The sequence below is a fragment of the Paracandidimonas lactea genome (assembly GCF_021653995.1).
GTDB classification, from domain to species: domain Bacteria; phylum Pseudomonadota; class Gammaproteobacteria; order Burkholderiales; family Burkholderiaceae_B; genus Allopusillimonas; species Allopusillimonas lactea.
Genome location: NZ_JAJJOZ010000008.1, coordinates 18,768 through 39,264, shown reverse-complemented (window position 1 = coordinate 39,264; position 20,497 = coordinate 18,768). Strand labels below are relative to the sequence as shown.

General features: G+C 61.0%; 20 protein-coding genes. 12 read left to right on the top strand and 8 right to left on the bottom strand.

Annotated elements, in window-relative coordinates; genetic code table 11:
- Positions 1-10 precede the first annotated feature (10 nt).
- Positions 11-745 (top strand): lipoyl protein ligase domain-containing protein, encoded by a 735-nt coding sequence (locus LOL23_RS14395; RefSeq protein WP_160975584.1) that lies wholly within the window; start codon positions 11-13, stop codon positions 743-745.
- Between the two features lie 187 nt (positions 746-932).
- Entirely contained in the window at positions 933-1,133 is a 201-nt protein-coding gene (locus LOL23_RS14390) for a ribbon-helix-helix protein (RefSeq protein ID WP_160975582.1), read from the top strand.
- Between the two features lie 119 nt (positions 1,134-1,252).
- Here LOL23_RS14390 and LOL23_RS14385 read toward each other — a convergent pair whose 3' ends face one another.
- Positions 1,253-2,866 carry a SulP family inorganic anion transporter gene (locus tag LOL23_RS14385; RefSeq protein ID WP_160976841.1) on the bottom strand — a complete coding sequence of 538 codons (1,614 nt, stop codon included), beginning with the start codon at positions 2,864-2,866 and terminating at the stop codon, positions 1,253-1,255.
- 142 nt (positions 2,867-3,008) lie between these two features.
- Here LOL23_RS14385 and LOL23_RS14380 point away from each other — a divergent pair, with 142 nt between their 5' ends.
- The gene (locus LOL23_RS14380; protein ID WP_160975580.1) at positions 3,009-3,347 is read left to right on the top strand and encodes an ElaB/YgaM/YqjD family protein; all 339 of its coding nucleotides are present in this window, start codon (positions 3,009-3,011) and stop codon (positions 3,345-3,347) included.
- 165 nt (positions 3,348-3,512) lie between these two features.
- On the opposite strand, the gene LOL23_RS14375 is transcribed toward LOL23_RS14380, so the two are convergent.
- Both LOL23_RS14375 and norR read right to left on the bottom strand, forming a co-directional pair.
- Positions 3,513-4,238, bottom strand: a complete 726-nt coding sequence (locus LOL23_RS14375) for a TerC family protein (RefSeq protein ID WP_160975578.1) — start codon at positions 4,236-4,238, stop codon at positions 3,513-3,515.
- Between the two features lie 288 nt (positions 4,239-4,526).
- Positions 4,527-6,230, bottom strand: a complete 1,704-nt coding sequence (gene norR / locus LOL23_RS14370; protein ID WP_160975576.1) for a nitric oxide reductase transcriptional regulator NorR — start codon at positions 6,228-6,230, stop codon at positions 4,527-4,529.
- 156 nt (positions 6,231-6,386) lie between these two features.
- Between norR and LOL23_RS14365 the strand changes: the two genes are divergently transcribed.
- Positions 6,387-6,908, top strand: a complete 522-nt coding sequence (locus LOL23_RS14365; protein WP_160975574.1) for a hemerythrin domain-containing protein — start codon at positions 6,387-6,389, stop codon at positions 6,906-6,908.
- Positions 6,901-9,180, top strand: coding sequence for a nitric-oxide reductase large subunit (locus LOL23_RS14360; RefSeq protein ID WP_160975572.1), 2,280 nt, complete (start codon positions 6,901-6,903; stop codon positions 9,178-9,180). Before LOL23_RS14365 ends, LOL23_RS14360 begins: the two co-directional genes overlap by 8 nt.
- Positions 9,181-9,307: 127 nt before the next feature.
- On the opposite strand, the gene LOL23_RS14355 is transcribed toward LOL23_RS14360, so the two are convergent.
- Both LOL23_RS14355 and LOL23_RS14350 read right to left on the bottom strand, forming a co-directional pair.
- Complete coding sequence (locus LOL23_RS14355) at positions 9,308-9,886, bottom strand: DUF924 family protein (RefSeq protein WP_202411554.1); 579 nt, start codon at positions 9,884-9,886, stop codon at positions 9,308-9,310.
- 54 nt (positions 9,887-9,940) lie between these two features.
- A complete protein-coding gene (locus LOL23_RS14350) occupies positions 9,941-10,315 on the bottom strand; it encodes a tautomerase family protein (protein WP_160975571.1) in 375 nt (124 codons plus the stop codon).
- A gap of 151 nt (positions 10,316-10,466) precedes the next feature.
- Between LOL23_RS14350 and LOL23_RS14345 the strand changes: the two genes are divergently transcribed.
- On the top strand, positions 10,467-10,841 hold the full coding sequence (locus LOL23_RS14345; RefSeq protein WP_160975570.1) for a SirB2 family protein: 375 nt from the start codon (positions 10,467-10,469) through the stop codon (positions 10,839-10,841).
- A gap of 88 nt (positions 10,842-10,929) precedes the next feature.
- Here LOL23_RS14345 and LOL23_RS14340 read toward each other — a convergent pair whose 3' ends face one another.
- Positions 10,930-12,009: a YeiH family protein gene (locus LOL23_RS14340; protein ID WP_237173788.1), complete on the bottom strand. Its 1,080-nt coding sequence runs from the start codon at positions 12,007-12,009 to the stop codon at positions 10,930-10,932.
- 107 nt (positions 12,010-12,116) lie between these two features.
- Between LOL23_RS14340 and LOL23_RS14335 the strand changes: the two genes are divergently transcribed.
- A complete protein-coding gene (locus LOL23_RS14335; RefSeq protein ID WP_160975568.1) occupies positions 12,117-13,013 on the top strand; it encodes a LysR family transcriptional regulator in 897 nt (298 codons plus the stop codon).
- Positions 13,014-13,019: 6 nt separating this feature from the next.
- On the opposite strand, the gene LOL23_RS14330 is transcribed toward LOL23_RS14335, so the two are convergent.
- Entirely contained in the window at positions 13,020-13,913 is an 894-nt protein-coding gene (locus tag LOL23_RS14330) for a DMT family transporter (RefSeq protein WP_160976837.1), read from the bottom strand.
- Positions 13,914-14,161: 248 nt separating this feature from the next.
- Here LOL23_RS14330 and LOL23_RS14325 point away from each other — a divergent pair, with 248 nt between their 5' ends.
- From LOL23_RS14325 to LOL23_RS14305, 5 genes are all read left to right on the top strand, one after another.
- Positions 14,162-14,803, top strand: coding sequence for a MarR family winged helix-turn-helix transcriptional regulator (locus tag LOL23_RS14325; RefSeq protein WP_160975567.1), 642 nt, complete (start codon positions 14,162-14,164; stop codon positions 14,801-14,803).
- A 127-nt stretch (positions 14,804-14,930) separates the two neighbouring features.
- Positions 14,931-16,328 carry an efflux transporter outer membrane subunit gene (locus LOL23_RS14320; RefSeq protein WP_237173787.1) on the top strand — a complete coding sequence of 466 codons (1,398 nt, stop codon included), beginning with the start codon at positions 14,931-14,933 and terminating at the stop codon, positions 16,326-16,328.
- 17 nt (positions 16,329-16,345) lie between these two features.
- Positions 16,346-17,539: an HlyD family secretion protein gene (locus tag LOL23_RS14315; protein WP_160975565.1), complete on the top strand. Its 1,194-nt coding sequence runs from the start codon at positions 16,346-16,348 to the stop codon at positions 17,537-17,539.
- Positions 17,540-17,541: 2 nt separating this feature from the next.
- A complete protein-coding gene (locus tag LOL23_RS14310; RefSeq protein ID WP_160975564.1) occupies positions 17,542-19,134 on the top strand; it encodes a DHA2 family efflux MFS transporter permease subunit in 1,593 nt (530 codons plus the stop codon).
- 87 nt (positions 19,135-19,221) lie between these two features.
- On the top strand, positions 19,222-19,767 hold the full coding sequence (locus LOL23_RS14305) for a ferritin-like domain-containing protein (RefSeq protein WP_160975563.1): 546 nt from the start codon (positions 19,222-19,224) through the stop codon (positions 19,765-19,767).
- Here LOL23_RS14305 and queC read toward each other — a convergent pair.
- A complete protein-coding gene (queC, locus tag LOL23_RS14300) occupies positions 19,764-20,486 on the bottom strand; it encodes a 7-cyano-7-deazaguanine synthase QueC (protein WP_160976835.1) in 723 nt (240 codons plus the stop codon). The genes LOL23_RS14305 and queC overlap by 4 nt on opposite strands.
- Positions 20,487-20,497 lie beyond the last annotated feature (11 nt).

Below are 20,497 nucleotides of genomic sequence, written 5' to 3'. Positions count from 1 at the left end.
TTCGCCTCTCATGTCTTTCACACTGATTTCCACTCGCACGGACACAGCGCCGGGCCCGCGTGCGGATGAGCATCTCATTGAGCTAACTGCGGCGCATGGCCCTTGCGCCGCAGTGTGGGAAGCGCCCCAGGGCCTGGTGGTGCCTCGCACCTATCGCCGTTTCGAGGCCTTTAACACCGCCTGCGCGCATGCGGCAGCACGCGGCTGGCCGGTCACTGTCCGGCTATCAGGCGGCGGGATCGTGCCGCAGGGCCCCGGGGTCATTAACGTGAGCCTGGCCTATGCTGTGCCGGGCAAGCCGCTGGATCATTCCGATTATGCCTATCTACTGTTGTGCGAAATTATCCGCAAGGCACTGCTGCCCTTTGGCATCGACAGCCATCCAGCGGCGGTGACGGGGTCGTTTTGCGACGGCCGCTTCAACCTGGCTGTTGGCAACAACGACGACGCACTGCGCAAGGTGGCGGGGACGGCACAACTGTGGCGGCGCTTGCCTGGCCCTCCGCCACGACAGGTCGTACTGGTGCATGCGCTCGTGCTGGCGGATGTGGATATCGCCGGGGTGACCAGCCTGGCCAATGATTTCGAAGCCGAGCTGGGCAGCGAGCGGCGTTACGAGCCCGTACGGGCCGCATCATTGCTGAGCCTGGCTGTCGGCGACCCCAACGGCGCAGAGTTTCTGGCTGAACTGAAAGCTGCTCTCAGACGCGAACTACGCGCGGCCACACCCGGCCACACGGCCTGAAGCACCGACGCCGCATCGATCGCCATACCTGTCGGCACGCCTGGCTCGTGCCTAGCGCCAAACCTGCGCTGTACCTAGCGCCTAACTTTGCGTCGCACGCAGGCATAGGGGCGATGTATGGCAACAAATACCAATTCGATTATAATCAAATTGTCATATACAGCGCCCTTTCACGCCCTACTTCAACATGGAAAGCAAGACCGCACGGCTCACCGTGCTCATTGATCCGCGCAAGAAAAAAGCGTTCGAGCGCCTGTGCGCCAGCCAAGACATCACGCCTTCGCAAGTGGTTCGGCAGTTGATACGCGACTACCTGAACGAACACGACGTCAGCTATGCACCCACAGCGCCAGTGCAAAACCCAAAGCTCAAGTCAAACAATAACTGAGGGACGTCTCCGACGATCGCTGAGGGACGACACCAGACGGATGATCACGGGTAAGCTCTCTTTGATCGAAAGATCGCCCAAGGACGATCGCTGACGATGTACTGCGACAAGCCACGGGCTCAGCCTGACGCCAGCGCATCCTCAAGGCGCTCCAGTACCGCGCCCGGCCCGAGTTTGTCGAGCAAACCCATACGCCGCAGTTTGCCAAGCACGCGGGGGTTGGCCTCGACCAGCATGACCCGCACCCCGCGGCCCTGTAGGTCGGCCACCACGGATTCCAGCGCCTGCAGGCCGGTAGCGTCGATGAAGGGCACGCGGGACAGCCTGATAACGACCTTTTCGGGATCGGTGTGCGTGTCGCCCAGCGCGCGCTGGAAGGCGTCGGCCGCCGCAAAGAAAAACGGCCCCTCTACGGTATAGACCAGCACGCCCTTGGGCAGGCTGCCTGGCTCGTCGTCGCTGTTGCCGTCTTCACGGTGCACCACCACGCTTTCGGCCATGCGGCGCAGAAAATGCAGCATGGCAAGCACCACGCCGATATTCACTGCAACGACCAGGTCGGTGAATACGGTAAGCGTGAGCGTGATCAACATGATCAGCGCGTCGGCGCGGGGTGCGCGCCTGGCCAGACGCGCGACCTGGCGCACCTGGCTCATGTTCCAAGCCACCACGAAGAGAATGGCTGCCAGCGTGGCGAGCGGCACACTGGCAGCCAGCGGCGCCAGCAACAGCAACACAAGGATAAGCGTAACGCCGTGGACAATGCCGGCCAGCGGGCTGCTGCCGCCATTGCGGATATTGGTGGCCGTGCGGGCAATGGCACCCGTGGCAGCGATGCCGCCGAACAGGGGTGACAGAATATTGGCGATGCCCTGGCCGATGAGCTCTTGGTTGGAGTGGTGGCGAGTATCCGCCATGCCATCTGCCACGATGGCCGACAGCAGCGACTCGATGGCCCCAAGCATGGCGATCGCGAAAGCCGGCCCGATAAGTTCGACCAAGCGCGTGAGCGTGATGGCAGGGAGTTCAAGGCTGGGTAGGCCGCGAGGAATCTCGCCAAACATTGAGCCGATGGTAGCTACGCTTTCGAAGCCGAATGCGGCCTGGATTGCCGTCATGACAACCAGCGCCACGAGTGGCCCAGGCACACGCGCGAAACGCGGCACCTTGGACGTAAAGATGACCAGCAGCAGCGACACCACACCGATCAGCGTAGTGACCGGATCCAGTTGCGGCAGTGCCTGCAGCAGCCCCCAGAGCTTCTGATGGAAGTGCTCGCCCTGCACGGCCGGCAGACCAAAAAAAGACTGCCACTGCCCCACCCAGATGATGATGCCAATGCCGGCTGTAAACCCTGCGATGACCGGCAGGGGGATGAAGCGGATAACCGCGCCGAGCCGCGCCAAGCCGAACAGCAGCAGAATGACACCTGCCATCAGTGTGGCGACCTGCAAGCCGTCGACGCCATGGCGGGCGACGATGTCGGCGAGAATTACGATAAACGCGCCGGTTGGGCCCGCAATTTGCACACGACTACCGCCGAACAGCGACACTGCAATACCGGCGACAATGGCGGTGTACAAGCCCTGTTCGGGCTTGACGCCCGAGGCAATGGCAAAGGCCATGGCCAGCGGCAGCGCCACCACACCCACAATAATGCCGGCAACGATATTGGCCGGCCAATGCTTGCGAGCCAGCAAACCGGCCCGCTTTGCTTCCAGAAACGCGATCATCCCAGCACCAAAGGGTAATGTCATGCAGATTTGATTATAATCTCATGCACACACCGCCAGCGATCGGCCCGGCGTTGGTGTGGCGGGCACGCCACTTGCTGTGAACGGCGGGCACGTTTATCGCAACAAACCGGGAGTTCGCATGGCTACTCTTTTCAGCGACAGGTACCTCGCCGAGCGGCATCGCCGGCGCATGGGCCGCGACATTCAGAAGCTGATCGCCACATCGGAAGACCTGCTGCACACTACTGCGTCATACAGCGGCGCGGAGGTTCAGCAGGCCCGCCACCGTCTCAAGCAGCAACTGGATGCCGCCCGCGACGGCATCGACGACTGGCGGGCAAGCGCCAGCCAGGCCATGCATCGTGGCTATGACTGCACCGAAGAATATGTGCGCGGCCATCCATGGCAAGCGGCCGGCTTGGCATTGGGGCTGGCAGCCATCATTGCGGCAGCCATCGCCTGCAGCTCACGCCGCTAACAGGCACATAGAAAAAACGGCGCGCCCGTGCTCAGTAACATGAGCGCGGTCGCGCCGTCAGGCGTTTTCTGTGGACTAGGCCGCCAAAGCGCACACGGGCTGCACTGCCTTGGGGCGAGGGCCGGCGCGTGCCCGCAGGCACCGCCTCGGCCGTCAGCCTGCTTTTCAGGCCGACTGCGACTCCACCTCGGCGCGGGCGTTGCTAGCCTTGCGGCTTGCAATCAAGCGACCCAGGCCGATGACTACCAAAGCACCGATGATTTCAGCACCAATTTTCACCGTTGTGGTGGGCTCACCGAACTTCTCGACCACAAACACATCAGTCACCAGCATGCCACCGGCAATCCAGCCCAACAGGCCTGCGCCGAAGGTAACGGCCATGGGGAAGCGGTCGATCAGCTTGAGTACCAGCGTGCTGCCCCAGATGATGATGGGTACACTCACGACCAGGCCGAAGATAACCAGGCCCAGTTGATGCGCAGGATCCGCATTCTGAGCAGCGCCTGCAATCGCGATCACGTTGTCCAGACTCATGACAAAGTCGGCCACGATAATGGTCTTGACCGCGGCAAATATCGACGCACTGCTCTGGATCTTGCCATGTGCATCATCCTCAGGCACCAGGAGCTTGACGCCGATCCACACCAGTAGCAGGCCACCCACCACTTTCAGGAATGGGATGCCGAGCAAGGTCAGGGCAAAAGCGATCAGCGCTACCCGCAGGCCGATCGCGCCGGCGGTACCCCACAGAATGCCCTGCATGCGCTTACGTGGTTCGAGGTTGCGGCAGGCCAGCGCGATCACGACCGCGTTGTCGCCACCAAGCAGGATGTCGATCAGGATGATCTGAAACACCGCCGCCCAGCTCATGGTCTGCAAAAATTCAATCATGTGTAATCCTCATGGCAATTCGTAATGTATGGAATGAGGACCAGAAAAGGAAAAGGCCTGGTCCGGAAGGACAAGGCCTGTTCTGCTGGCGGAGAACGCACCTTGCCCTTTGATTGGCAAGGTCTTGCTTGCAGCATAGTGGCATGCTGCCCGCGCACCGGGCGCCCGATGATGAAACAGGCGTACCGTAATGACGATGCGGCGGTGAGAAAGCTACTCCCCTTGATCTGGGGTAATGTAAAGGCTGGCACTGATTCATGTCAAGAAAAAAGTGCTGCTGGAAAACACCTACTTCAAGCCTAGTTTGCGTGCCAATTTATGTAGATTGCTGGCGTCCAGATCGAGCTGCCGCGCGGCGGCAGCCCAGTTGCCATTTTCCTTGGCCAGCGCCCGTCGCACCGCGGCCCTCTGGAACTCGTCGGTGGCGGCGCGCAGTGACACGGGTGCCGGGGGCTCCGAAACCACACCGCCAAAGGCGGGCGCAAAAGCGGCTTCAGTACCCTCAAATGCATTGCCATAGAAAGGCTCAACGGCATAGAGATCGTCGTCGCCGGGCAGCACGGGAGTTGCGGACGGAGGCTCGGATACCGGCAGCCCCGGGGAGCCGGACCACTCACCCTGTAGAGCGGCATCGTGCGGAGCCGAAAGCAAAACGCCACCTGGATCGCCCGGCCGCAACGCAACATCGAGGTCTAGCAGTTCGGGGCCCAGGGTGAGGATTTGGTCGCGCGACCCGCCACGACTAAGGATCTTGAGCGCCGCCCGGCTGATAACGTGTTCAAGTTCGCGCACATTGCCCGGCCACGCATAACCCATAAGCGCCTTTTCGGCTGAATAAGACAGGCGCAGCCCGCGCAGCCCCAAGCGCGCGCGGTTGAATTCGAGAAAGTGGCCGGCTAGCAGCAGGATGTCGCGGCCGCGCTCGCGCAGCGGCGGAATAGGCACTGGATAGACCGACAGACGGTGGTAAAGATCGGCGCGGAAGTGACCGTCGAGCGTGTTCTGCTTGAGATCGCGGTTGGTGGCGGCGATGATGCGCACGTCAGTCTTTATGATGTTGTCGGCACCCAGGCGCTGGATTTCGCCATTTTGCAGCGCGCGCAGCAACTTGGCCTGAATGCTGAGCGGGAGCTCGCCGACCTCATCCAGAAACAGCGTGCCGCCTTTGGCGGCTTCGAAGCGGCCGGCGCGATCATTGGTAGCACCCGAGAATGCACCTTTGACATGCCCGAATAACTCGCTTTCAGCCAAGGACTCGGGCAGCGCCGCGCAATTGACGTGCACCATGGGCTTGCCGCTGCGCCGGGAACGCCGGTGCAACCGACGGGCGAATAATTCTTTACCCACGCCTGTTTCGCCCAGCAGCAGCACCGGCAGATCAGAATCTGCCACCACGTCCAGCTCGTGCAGCAGGCGTTCGATCGCGGAGCTGGAGCCCAGGATTTCACTCTGGTCGACGATGAGCTGCTCGCCACTGGGCGTACTGCCCAACTGGCGAAGATTGCGATTTTCACGCTCGAGCGCGGTAATACGGATGGCGGCCTCCAGCACCAGCGCCTGACGATGCAAGCGCGCCCGGGCGGCTGCGTCGAAAGTACCCATGCGCAGGGCATCCATGGTAATGGCACCCCACAAGCGCCCTTCTGTATAGAGGCTCATGCCAACGCAATCGTGCACCGGCAGGGGCTCGCCCTTTTTGTCATCCAGCAGGCCATCGTAGGGATCAGGCAACATACTGGCCGGATCGAACCAGGTAGGCTCGCGGCGCGAAAGAATGGTGGCAAAGCGCGGATGCTGGGCAACCACGAAACGACGTCCCATGGCCTCGTGCGCCAACCCCGATGCGGCCACCACCCGCAGGCTGTCGCCTTCGAGCGCAAGCAAACCCACAGCATCGCACTGAAACTGCTCGCGCATCACGTGTACGGCGCGTTGCAGCCTGACAGCGTTGGGAAGGTCATTGACAAGATCGGCAAGAAGGATTTGTTCCATGGGTTTATTTTACCCTTAGTACGGTACAAATAACCATATTCATGAATGGTAAAAAATACCCGTACTGGATTACCCCATGTAAAAACAAGGGCTTTTGAATTGGCACGAACATTGCTTTAACGCGGATGTCACCTCGCGTTCCAGATGGAGAAGCCCATGGACACCGTATTAACCAGCCAGCCCGGCGATGTGGACTGGCGGCGGGTACCGGCAACGGACCTGATTGATTTTATCGTCGCAACTTACCACATGCCGCACCGGGCGCAATTGCCCGAGCTGGTGCAGCTTGCCCGGCGGGTTGAGCTCGTGCATGCGGGCAAGCCCGGCTGTCCTTCTGGGCTCGCAGACGAGCTGGAATCCTTTCACCAGGAGCTGGAAAGCCATATGACCAAAGAGGAACGGGTTCTGTTCCCGATGCTGGCGCAGGGCTTGACGCTTCAGGCGCGCGCCCCGGTATCCGTTATGCGCTACGAGCACACCCAGCACGAGGAAGTGCTGGCCCTGTTGTCGCGCCTGACGCAGGGCATGGTCGTGCCTGAAGGCGCCTGCTCCACCTGGGAAACGCTTTACGAAAAACTACGCCAGTTCAGCGAAGCGCTGACCCGGCATATCCAACTCGAGAACGACGTGCTGTTTTCGCTTGATTCAGTTGCATCAGAAGGAGCGCATAATGCGTGAATATAAGAAGTTATGGTGGCTATTGCTGGTTGTACTGGCAATTACATTTGGCATATTGGGATGGAGCGGGGTCGAGATCTACCGCCAAGTGCCACCCATCCCTCAAAAAGTCGTCACTCAGTCAGGCAAGGTCCTGATGACGCAGACTGACATTCTGGACGGCCAGACCGCTTGGCAAAGCACAGGCGGCATGCAGGTTGGCTCGCTTTTCGGCCACGGCGCCTACCAGGCGCCCGACTGGACCGCAGACTGGCTGCACCGCGAAGCGCTGGCTTGGCTCGAGCTGGGCGCCAAAGAAAAAGGCGCTGCGTCGTTCGCCGATCTGGACGCCAGCGCGCAAGCCACGCTCAAGTCCGCACTGCGCGATGAATACCGCCTCAACACACTCGACCCGGCCACCGGCGTCGTCACTGTAAGCGATCGGCGGGCACAAGCGATCGCCGATACAGGCTCGTATTACATCGAGTTGTACGGCGACAATCCTGACTTCCGCAAAACGCGCGCCAACTTCGCCATGAAGGAAGGCACGCTGCCTAGCCTGGAGCGTCGTCAGGACTTGGCCAATTTTTACTTCTGGACTGCCTGGGCCGCGACCACTGAGCGCCCCAATTCTTCGGTCACGTATACCAATAACTGGCCGCATGAGCCGCTGGTGGACAACCACCCGTCCACCGCCAACGTTGTATGGTCCATCGTGAGTGTGGTCGTGCTGCTGGCCGGCATCGCCTTCCTGGTATGGGGATGGGCCTTCCTGCACAAGGACCACCCCGAACCCGAGGTGCCTGCCCGCGATCCGCTGACGCTGGTCGGCCTCACGCCGTCACAGCGCTCGTTGGGCAAGTACCTGTTCCTGGTCGTGGCACTGTTGATGTTCCAGGTGCTGCTGGGCGGGTTTACTGCGCACTATACCGTCGAAGGTCAAACGTTCTACGGCATCGACGTGTCGCAATGGTTCCCCTACTCGCTGACGCGTACGTGGCACCTGCAGACGGCACTGTTCTGGATCGCCACGGGCTTCCTGGCCGCAGGCCTGTATCTCGCTCCCATTATCAATGGCGGCAAGGATCCTAAATACCAAAAACTCGGTGTGGACGTGCTCTTCTGGGCGCTGGTGGTGCTGGTCGTCGGCTCCTATGTCGGCAACTTCCTGGCCATCAAACACATCATGCCCGCATCGCTGAACTTCTGGCTTGGCCACCAAGGGTATGAATACCTGGAACTGGGCCGCATCTGGCAGATCGTGAAGTTCCTGGGCCTGGCTTTCTGGCTGGTGCTGATGCTGCGCGGTATGCTGCCCGCCTTCAAGAAGGAAGGCGACAAGAACCTGCTCGCTCTGCTGGCTGCATCGACCATCGCCATTGGCCTGTTCTACGGTACTGGTTTGTTCTACGGCGAGCGCACTCACATCACCATCATGGAATACTGGCGTTGGTGGGTGGTTCACCTGTGGGTCGAAGGCTTCTTCGAAGTATTCGCCACTACGGCCTTGGCCTTCATCTTCTCGTCGATGGGTCTGGTCTCCAAGCGCGGCGCAACCATCGCCAGCCTGGCTTCGGCCTCGCTCTTCATGCTGGGCGGTGTTCCCGGTACGCTGCACCACCTGTATTTTGCAGGCACCACCACCCCCGTCATGGCCATTGGCGCAAGCTTCAGCGCGCTTGAAGTCGTGCCCCTGATCGTGCTGGGCCACGAAGCCTGGGAAAACTGGCGCCTGAAGCATCGCGCCCCATGGATGGAAGCCGTCAAGTGGCCGCTCATGTGCTTTGTCGCGGTGGCGTTCTGGAACATGCTGGGCGCCGGTGTATTCGGCTTCATGGTCAACCCGCCGATCTCGCTGTACTACATCCAGGGCCTGAACACTACACCTGTGCACGCACACGCCGCACTGTTCGGGGTCTATGGCTTCCTGGCCATCGGCTTCACCCTGCTGGTTCTGCGCTACATCGTTCCGGGCTTCCAGTTCAACGAAAAACTCATGCGTACCGGCTTCTGGGCAATGAACATCGGCCTGGTTCTGATGATCGCCACCAGCCTGCTGCCTATCGGTATCCTGCAGTTCATGGCCAGCGTGACAGAGGGCACCTGGTACGCCCGCAGCGAAGAGTTCATGCAGCAGCCCCTACTGCATACCCTGCGCTGGGTGCGCACCTTTGGTGATATCGTGTTCATCGTCGGCTGCTTCTCGGTGTTCTGGCAGGTTGTGCAGGGTGTCATCCTGCGCAAAGGCCGCAGCGCCGCCGTCGGCTACGGTGCCACCGCCGCCGCCGAATAAAGCAATCCCCAAGACCGACGCGCCCCAACAGGTGGCGCGCCGGGCAGGACAAAACGCCGCACGTGCGGCGTTTTTTTATTACAGCGGGAAATGAAGCAGGTAAAACGCGGCCAGCAGCGCTTGAGCTTTAGCCGGAAAAGCCGCCGCCATCCAGAAAGGCGCGTTCGTCTGCGGTGGTGATCCGCCCCATCAAGAGGTTGCGATGCGGGAAACGCCCGAAGCGCTCGATGATCTGGCAGTGTTCAGTGGCAAAACGCAGGTTTTCGGGGCTGTAGCGGCGATAGAGTTCGACGCCATAGCGCTGGTCTGACAACGACTCCGCATGAATGAAGGGCACACAGAAAAACAGGGCGAGAGCGGGATCAACGCGTTCAGGATAGCCGGCGGCGATTGCCGCCCGCGCATAATGGCGGGCCAGCCCGTCGGTGGCGAACATGTGCGGCGTATCGCGAAAGGCATTGCGGGGGAATTGATCGAGCAACAGCACCAGCGCCAGTGCGCCACTGGGGCTGCCGGCCCAGCCATCGAGCGCCCGGCGTGCAGCCAGCCAGTGCTGCGTTAAAAAGCGGCTGCGGAATTCGGCGTCAAAGCCTTGGTCTTTGCTAAACCATGCCTTGGGGCCAGCCTCCGACCAAAAATCGACGACGGCCTGAGCCTGATCCAGGCCCAGCGCCTGCACGTTGTCGATGTTGTCAATTGCCTCCATGTGATGCTCCCTGGCAGTGTGAAATCAGCGCGACGGTCGCCGCCGCGCGTACGATCAGCGACCCGCCGCGCGTGCGCTGATGCCGCCGGCGATGCCCATATTGGATTTGGGGAAATCGGTCAGGCGGACCCGCACCTCGGTTTCGGGCAAACCGGTAACATCGCTGCCAGCCCTGCTGAGTGCGGCAATCAGGGCGTCTTTCTGGGCTTCGGTGCGCCCTTCGATCAGGTCGACCTCGAACATGCAGGCATCGGTGCCGAATTTGCCCGCGTTGAGGTATGCCTCTTCGGGCAGGTTATGGAACATGACGCGCACGGAAGATAACGGCGCGCCAATGCTTTCGACCACAGCATCGCTGGCTCGCTGCAACAACTGTTTTTTGACGTCGACAGGGAGGTGCTGGCTGGCGGAAATAGTAACGTACGGCATGTATGTCTCGCTTCAGGTGTTGTGGATACGGTTGTGTGCAATTGGCAAGGATAACCACGAACGATTATCACCGTGATGTGCTGTGGCACACAAGACGGCGTACACTGTCACCGCCTGTTTTTGATCTTTTCCGCAAACCGCAACACATCCCATGAACTATCTACTGATCAAGCATATCCACATGACAGCCGCAGGGCTGAGCATTCTTCTATTTGTGATCCGCGCGTATTGGTCCATCACATCATCGGGCCTTCTACAGGCCCGCCTGGTGAAGATCCTGCCACATATCGTCGACACGGTGCTACTGGTGGCGGGTGTAACGCTAGCCGCCATATTGGGGCCGGAGCAGCCCTGGATCCTGGCTAAGATCATCGGCGTGCTGGTCTACATCGGCGTGGGTACAGTCGCCATCAAGCGCGGCCGCACACCCATGACGCGCGCCATCGCGGCGCTGTTCGCTATTGCCATCTTTGTATATATCGTAGGCATCGCCCTGAGCCACAGCCCCGCGTCCTGGTTCGCATGATGCCCGCAGGAGGCGGCGCCAGGCGGCCGTCAATGGCCGCCTTCGGTGCGCCCTCTTGCCGAACGCCGTCGGCGCGCGGCATTGTGCCCTACCAATTGCCCATTAGCATCTGCACGACCAGGCTGCTTCCAGCCACCGACAGCCACACGCCCAGACCCAGCAATACCGGGCGAGCGCCAGCCGTGGCCATGCGGCGCAGGTCGGACGACAGGCCGATGGCGGTAAGGGCCACCACTATCAGGAACTGGGCCAGCAGGTGCAGGCTGCTGTTGAGGGCTTCCGGGATCAGCCCCGTGGAGCGCAGCGCCGAAGCCACCAGAAACCACAAGATGAACCAGGGGAAGATGCGAGCAAGGCTGAAGCCTTGCGCGCCCTGCTTTTTCTCGCGCCACGCCACAACCACAGCCAGCACCAGACACACCGGGATGATCAGGGTGGCGCGTGTCAGTTTGACGATGGTTGCTGCATCGCCTGCCGCCACGCTGTAGCTATAGCCTGCCGCCACGACAGACGACGTGTCGTTGATCGCAGTACCCGCCCATAAGCCAAAGCCCGCATCCGACATGCCAAGTATGTGGCCCAGCGCCGGGAAGGTCAGCACCGCAACAATATTGAAGATAAAAATAGTAGAAATCGCGAAAGCGGTTTCGTGATCATCGGGCTTGATAATGGGGGTGACCGCCGCAATGGCGGAGCCGCCACAGATCGCCGTGCCAACACCGATCAGCGTTTTCAGGCGTGAGGCCACACCCAACCAGCGGCCAAGCAGCCAAGCCGATACAAATGCGGCCATCATGGTGATCAGTGTGACCCAGAGAGACTCCAGGCCAGTGCGCGCCACCTGCTGGATGCTCAGGCCGAAGCCCAGCGCAATAATGGACCATTGCAGCACTTGCTTGGAGGCAAATTTCAGCCCCGGGGCGAAAACCGGCCCCACCCCGACGGTATTGCGCAAGGCCATGCCGATCAGGATGCCGAATACAGGCCCGCCGATCAAGGGCATCCATTTGCCCAACCCCATTGCTACGATACCCACGGCGACGGCCAGTGCCAAACCATATAGCGGCGAAGGAGAACGCGGCGCCGCATGATGCCGCGCCCGCTTGGCATGAGTACCGGTTTTGGTGCCGGGAAGCAATGAATGAGCGGTTGAACCCTGATTGGCCATCACCTACCCCCTTTTGTTTCAATTTAATTAATTACTGGAAGTAATTTTAGGGAGCCATAGAATATAAATAAATTCACTAATATTTAATTGTCGTATAAGATTTATTGATGCTTGGAATCAGTATCCGCCAACTCGAGGTCTTTGTCGCCATCGCCGCCGCCGGGAGCGTAAAGGGCGCTGCCGACCGTTTGTTTGTCACCCAGCCTGCAGTCAGCATGGCACTGGCCGAGCTCGAGCGGCAATTGGGCGGCCAATTGTTCGACCGCGAACGCGGCCGCCTGCACTTGAGCCCGCGCGGCAAAGAAGCGCTGCCGCTGGCGCAGGAAATCATCGAGCGCATCAACGAACTGCAGCGTCGCTCGCAACACGGGCCGCAGGCTTTGACCGGCGAACTACGCGTGGGCGCCAGCAATACGGTCGGCAACTATATGGTGGGCGAGCTTCTCGGCCCCTTCATTGCGCGCCATCCGCAGGTCTCGCTCCATGTCAGCGTCGAAAATACCGCACGCATCGCTGCGGGGCTGATCGAACACAATCTGGATGTAGGCTGCATCGAGGGGCCGGTCAACCATCCTCAACTCGAAACATTTGCCTGGCGCGACGATGAGCTTGTTGTGTGTGCATCGCCCGCGCACCCACTTGCCCGCCGGGCGACGCTCAAGCCCAGCCACTTCGAGGGTGCGCAGTGGATTCTGCGGGAAAGCGGCTCCGCCATGCGCACCCAGGCGGAACGGGCGCTGGCCTCGCTGCCTCAGGGCGTGATCGTGCTGGAACTTGGTCAGGTCGAAGCGATCAAACAGGCCGTCATTGCCGGCCTGGGCATTGCCTGCCTACCGCGCGCGGCCGCCCGGGATTCAGTGGCTGCTGGCCGCCTGCAGATTCTGGACACTCCTTACCTGGACTTGCGCCGGCGCTTGTCGTTGGTGCTGCATAAATCACGGTATCGCGGTGCCCTGATCGAAGCCTTTCTTGAAAGCCTGCTTGGCAACCTGGAGGGCGATTAAGCCCCTCTACCCCCGCGGCTTGTTGCGCAGCCGGCCCAGCGCCACAGCACCGACCAATGTAAACGCCGTTCCCAGCAGTTGCAGGCTGGTGATAGGTTCGCCCAGCATCCATGCAGCCAGAAACAACACCGATACCGGCCCCAGCAAACCAAGCTGAGCCGTGAGCGGCGCGCCGATGCGTGCCACCGCCCACATGATCATAAAGGTCGGCAACACGGTGTTGACCACTGCGTGAAGCAAGGACAATTCATAAACCGGTAAAGGTTGTGCGAGGCCCTGCAGCCCATGTACAACCAGAAAGTGCGCCATCGCGATGAGCGCCGACACCGACATGGCGTATGCCGCCAGGCGCGTCGCGCCAACGCGCTTGATGAGTTCGCCCGAGCCGATCAGATAACAGGCGTAAGAAAATGCGGAGCCAAGCACGAAGGCGGACCCGATCATGACGCCCCCTCCGCTGAAGGAGAGATCCTGCAAAAAGACGAAGACCACCCCGAGATACGACAGCCCCAGTGCCAGCCACTGAGAGGGAAGAATGGCTCGTTTAAGCAGAATGGCAGACAGCAGCAGGACAAAGGTAGGCGACAGAAAGAGGATTAAGCGTTCCAAGCCCGCGGAAATGTATTGCAGGCCAAGGAAATCCAGAAAACTGGACAGGTAATATCCAATAAAACCCAGGAACACGATCTGCAAGCGTTCGCGGCGCGTGAGCACAGGCAGAAGGCCCTGCCTGGCCTGTCGCGCCTGGTACCACGCGATCGCGGCATAGAACGGCAACGACAACATCATGCGAAAGCCAATGATGGTGAGCGCATCGACACCATAACGGTACGTGAGCTTGACGACGATCGCCTTCGCGGAAAACAGGACGGCACCCAGGCCAGCCAGCGCGTATCCCATCCAAAAGATGTTGGCAGCGGACGAATGAGCGGCGGGCGAACTGCCTGCGGATATGGAGGAGGCTGGCGACTCGGGGGATGGCGTCACGCCGGACGTCGAATCTTTCATGGACATTGGTTTGACTGGCCGCGCACCTGAGGCGGCAATGTCTGCATTTTGCCCGAACACCGGGCCGGGCGCTAAGTGTTTGCATGATCAGTAACTGTGGATGCAGAAAACTCACCGACATTGACGGTAAAATTGGCGTCATGAGCGATTCGCGCACATCACCCGCACGCCCTGGCGCAGTCAAGCCCCGCCGGCGCAAGCCCGCCACAGGCACGCAGGCATCCGCCCGCAGCGGTACGGCGGCCGATGCACCGCCCACGCGGCAACCACCGGTATCCACGGTCTACGTAGGCACCGCGGCGGCGCTTGCACCGCCGGCAAACCTCGGCTATCTCATCAAGCAGCTGCACTCCTCGCTTACCCGGATGATGGACCAGCGTATGGCGCCGCTGGGCCTTACAGCGGTGCAATGGCGCCCGCTCGTCCTGATCCGCTACCGCAACATCAATACGCCTGCGGAGCTTTCCCGCAGCACGCACATCGATACCGGCGCCATGACACGAGCACTTGACCGCCTGGAAGCCAAGCATTTCATCCGCCGTCAACGCTGCCCCGACGACCGGCGTGTTGTACGCGTGGAACTCACCGACGCCGGCAATGCGGTTGCAGAACACATCCTGCCCGTGGTTGCTGATACCTTGAACACGCATCTGCAAGGTTTTAGCCACGAAGAGGTCGACACCCTTGTCGGCCTGATCCAACGCATGCTGACCAATGGCGGCATGCCGCTGGAGCCATGCGGCACCGCACCGGGTGGCGATCCAGCGGATTGCCCGGCCTGAACGATTACTTGCTTGCATAGAAAAAACGCTCGCTTTTATAATCACTGCCTAGGCAGTAACGTACTAGGCAGCTTTATTCAGCCAACTGTCAGCTACGCTTACGCAGCCATATCGCCAAGTGATAGACATGAAAGCCATCCTTCCCCTTCTTCTGGCCGCCACCTTGTCGGGGTGCGCGGCCATATCGCCTGGACCGGCGGGCACCGCACAACTGGAGGCCGCTCGCCTAGGCCTACAGGACAGCACCATACAATGGCCTGCCGAACGGTGGTGGCACCGCTACGGCGACACCCAACTGGGGCAGTTGATCGACGAAGCACTGGCCGGCCATCCCTCCATGGATGCCGCCCGCGCACGCGTCGACGCCGCCAATGCCACCGTGCGCGGGGCGCGGGCAGTGCAGTTGCCCCAAGCAAATGCCAGTTTCTCCGCTACCCGCCAACGCTTCTCCAGCAATTACATCTACCCGCCGCCATTTGGCGGATCCATGCAAACCGAAGCCAATCTGCGCGTGGACCTGAGCTTCGACTTAGACTTGTGGGGCCGCAACCGCGCCCACTACGCAGCAGCGGTGTCGTCGGCTGCCGCCGCACAGGCCGATGCACAACTCGCCCGCAACACCCTGGTCTATGGGGTGATCCAAAGTTATTACAATCTGCAGAATGCCTTGGCGCAGCAAGATGTTCTGGGCCGCATCGTCTCGCAGCAGCAGGATGTACTCGACATCACCCGCCAGCGCGCCCGCGCCGGTCTGGATACGCAGATCGAAGTCAAACAGGCTGCCGCTGCCGTCTCGGCGGCACGCGTGCAGTTGAGCCAAGCCGCCACCAATGCCACGCTGCTGCGCAATCAACTCGCCGCGCTGACAGGCGCCGGGCCACAGCGCGGCGCAAGCATCCAGGCGGTCAAGCTTGCCTCTCCACCTTCCGGTACACCGGCGTTGCTGCCGTTGGCCTTGCTCGCGCGGCGGCCCGATATCGTGGCCGCCCGCGAACGGGCGACGGCCGCCGACAGCCAGGTTTCCGCCGCCAAGGCTGATTTCTATCCCAACGTCAACCTGGCTGCGTTCGCGGGCTTCATGTCTCTGGGGTTGTCCAATCTGATCGAGGGCGCGAGCAAAACCTACGGTGTCGGCCCCGTGATCACACTCCCCCTCTTTCACGGAGGCGCGCTGAACGCCCAGTTGGACAGTCGTCGCGCGGACCGCGAGTTGGCCATCACGGACTACAACCAGACGCTGCTGGGCGCCGTCCGCGAAGTCGCCGACGCGACAGCATCCATCCAGGCATTGCGCCAGCAGGCTGTGGACCAAAGCGCCAGTTTGCAGGCCATCACGTCGGCGTATGGGCTGGCTGTCGACCGCTACAAGTCTGGCCTGGGCAACTTCATCCAAGTGCTGCTGGCGCAGAACGAGGTCCAGAAGCAGGCACTGCTGGATACCGACTTGCGCGCCCGCGCTTATATCCTTGACGCACAACTGGCCACTGCTCTAGGCGGCGGTTACGTCGAACCCGCGACGCATTGAATCACGAAGAGATATCCATGAGTACCGCAACCAAACCGGCCAATCTCCGCAAAACGCTGCTGATCGCTGCCACTCTGTTCTTTATCGCCGCCGGCATCATTTACAGCGTCTGGTGGATGCTGTTCGCCTCTCATTACGAAGACACGGACAATGCCTATGTGCACGGCAACCTGGTGCAAGTCACTTCGCAGATCCCAGGCACCGTCGTGGCTATTACCGCCGATGAAACGGACACCGTGAGCCGGGGCACACCGCTTATCAAATTAGATCCCAGCGACACCCGCATCGCCTTGGAGCAGGCTCGCGCCGCCCTGGGCCAGGCAGTACGCCAGACGCGTACGATTTTCGTGCAGAACCAGGCACTGGAAGCCGACATCGGCGTGCGCACAGCAGATATCGAACGTGCCCGCGCTGAGCTGGAAAAAGCACAGAGCGATCTCAAGCGCCGCCAGGCGCTTGCCCGCTCGGGCGGTGTGAGTGGCGAGGAAATCCTCCATGCACAGACTGCCGTCAAAGCGGCGCGCTCTGGACTGGCGCAGGCTGAAGCCGCGCTGGCGGTGGCCCGCGCACGGCGTGACACCAATCTGGCGTTAACCGCCAATACGACTGTTGCCGCGCACCCTGATGTACAGCTGGCCGCCGACAAACTCCGCCAAGCATGGCTGGCGGCGAGTCGCGCCAGCATCCCGGCGCCGGTGGATGGCATGGTGGCCCAGCGCGCAGTACAGGTCGGCCAGCATGTAGCGCCGGGAATGCCGCTGATGACCATCGTGCCGCTGAATCATTTATGGGTAGAGGCCAACTTCAAGGAAGGCCAATTACGCGAGATGAAGCCCGGGCAGTCGGCCACACTGACGGCTGACCTGTATGGTGGAAAGATTGTGTACCACGGCTATGTGCAGGGCCTTGCGGCGGGAAGTGGTGCAGCGTTTGCGCTACTGCCGGCACAGAACGCCAGTGGCAACTGGATCAAAGTGGTGCAGCGCGTGCCGGTGCGCATCCTGCTGGACGCCAAGGAACTGGCCGAGCATCCGCTTCGCGTCGGCCTTTCCATGCACGTAAAGGTGGACCTAAGTGAGCCGACAGCGGAGAACGTGCGTAAAGTTGCCGAAGGCGCTAAGTCGCACCTGAGCACCAGCGTGTTCAGCGACGCGGACGCCAAGGTCGACACCGAAATCGCCCGGATCATCCGGGAAAACGCCGCGTACTAATCATGGCCGATACCGATCCGCTCGACAGCAGCGACCAACGCCCCGCGCCAGCACACTACCCCCCGCTGGAGGGGCGCGCCCGCACCATTGGCACCGTCGCCCTGTCGGCGGCCGTCTTCATGAATGTGCTGGATTCGTCGATCGCCAACGTGTCCATTCCAACGATCGCGGGCGACTTGGGCGTCAGTGCCACACAGGGCACATGGGTCATCACCTCGTTTGCGGTGGCTAACGCCATCACGGTCCCGCTCACCGGATGGCTCACGCAGCGCTTCGGCCAAGTACGGCTGTTTGTGTTGTCGGTCCTGCTGTTCGTCGTGTCGTCGTGGCTGTGCGGGTTTTCGTGGTCGCTTGAGTCTTTGGTGGCCTTCCGCGTCCTGCAGGGCGCGGTCGCGGGGCCTATGATTCCACTTTCGCAATCCCTGATGTTGGCCTCCTACCCCAAAGAGAAAGCCGGGATGGCGCTCGCGCTATGGTCAATGACGATCCTGGTCGGGCCGGTGGCGGGCCCGCTGCTGGGCGGCTGGATTTCCGACAACTACAGCTGGCCGTGGATTTTCTACATCAATGTGCCGGTCGGGTTGCTGGCCGGCTGGGCAACCTGGCAGGTATACAAGGACCGCGAGTCCACGCGCGCCCGTCTGCCAATTGACCTCGTTGGCCTGGGGCTGCTGGTCCTGTGGGTCGGTGCACTACAGTTGATGTTGGACAAGGGCAAGGAGCTGGACTGGTTCGCCAGTAATGAAATCGTCATCATGGGCATCGTGGCGGTGATCGCCTTCGTGTTCTTCATTATCTGGGAATTGACGGCCGACCATCCAATCGTGGATCTGACGCTGTTCAAATATCGAAACTTCAGCGCCGGCGTGGTCACGATATCCGTGGGATACGGGGTGTTCTTCGGCACCGTGGTGCTGCTGCCTCTGTGGATGCAAAACACCCTCGGCTATACAGCCACCGACGCCGGCATCGCATCGGCGCCGGTGGGCATACTGGCCATCATCATTTCCCCCATCGTGGGCAAGCTGCTGGCCAAGCACGATCCGCGATATATCGCCACTTTCGCTTTCCTGGTGTTCTCACTGATCAGCTTTATGCGGGCGCGGTTCAGCACCGATGTAGACATCTACACCATCATGCTGCCGACCTTCATCCAGGGCGCCGCAATGGCAACCTTTTTCATCCCGCTGACCACAGTCACGCTGTCGGGCCTGGATCCGCATCGCATCCCGGCAGCCGCGGGGCTGTCCAACTTTGTACGGCTATTATTCGGCGCGTTCGGCACCTCGATCACCACGACGCTGTGGGACAACCGCGCGAGCCTGCACCACGCCCAGTTGGCCGAACTGGCGCGGCCCGGCGAACCCGCCTTTGACGCCATGTCGGCCCAACTGCAGCAGCGCGGCATGGGCCTGAACGAGATTTCCATGTTGCTTGACCGACTGGTCAACCAGCAGGCCTATACGCTGTCGGCATTGGATATTTTCTACGCCTCAGGCATTCTGTTTTTGGTAATGATCGGCCTCATCTGGATCTGCCGCCCGGCTTCGCACAAGCGAACGGCCGGCCCGGACGCAAGCGCGGGCGCACACTGAGGGCGTGGCACGTCACTTGCTTGCAAGGGGCAAGGGCAACCGCGCAGCATCGGCTGCCCGCCTGTTCAATACCAGACAAGGAACACCATGAGCATAAAATCCAGTACCGGGGCCGGGCACGGCCCCATTGATGTCAAGGCCATCCGCGAGGCCGCACGCAATCTGGAGGAAGGGGCCATTGCCTCCGGCTACAAAGGAAATCGAAAAGAAATCGTCGGCATGCTTAACGATGCACTGGCGACGGAATTGGTCTGTGTGATGCGCTACCGGCGCCACTATTACACGGCGAGCGGGCTGAACAATGAGTCTGTCAAGGCAGAGTTCCTGGAACATGCCCAACAAGAAGAAGCGCATGCCAGCCGAATCGCGGAGCGAATTGTGCAATTAAATGGCATGCCTGATTTCAACCCATCGACCTTGACAGCCCGCAGCCATGCCGAATATGACGACTGCACGGACACCAAAGACATGATCCGGGCCAACCTGATCGCCGAACGTGTTGCGATCGAGTCGTATCGCCAGATGATCGAGCGTATCGGCGATAGCGACCCCACAACCCGACAGATGCTGGTCGAGATCATGGCGGTCGAGGAAGAGCACGCCGACGACATGAAAGACCTGCTCGGCCTCTAGGTGCCAGCCCCGCCCGGCAAACCGCCGGCGGAAACGTACTGTTCGTAGCCCTTGCGGCGCAGCGCGCATGCCGGGCACTCGCCGCAGCCGTAACCCCAGTCGTGCAGCTGGCTGCGCTCGCCCAGATAGCAGGTATGGGTATCGTGCCGGATCAGCTCTACCAATGCCTGGCCGCCCAGATCGCTGGCCAACTGCCAGGTCTCGCGCTTGTCCAGCCACATCAGCGGCGTCTCGACCACCATGGGCGCATCCAGGCCCAAGCTCAGCGCCACCTGTGTCGCTTTCAGGGTGTTGTCGCGGCAATCAGGGTAGCCTGAATAGTCGGTTTCGCACATACCGCCCACAAGCACCTGCAAGCCGCGCCGGTAGGCAATCGTAGCCGCAAGCGTAAAGAACAGCAGGTTGCGGCCCGGTACAAAGGTATCCGGCAGGCCGTTTTCGCGAAAAGCAATGGCTTTCTCGCGCGTGAGCGAGGTTTCGCTGATTTGCCCTAGTATGGAAAGATCGAGCATGTGGTCGTCGCCGAGCCGCGCGCCCCAGGCCGGGAACCGCTGGCGCAAGCGCGACAGCACGGTTTGCCTGCAATCAAGCTCGATGGCATGGCGCTGGCCGTAGTCGAAGCCAATGGTTTCGACGTGCGTGTAGCGATCCAGCGCCCACGCAAGGCAGGTCGTGGAGTCTTGACCACCGGAAAATAAAACCAGCGCTTTGGTGTTCATCATCGAAATTT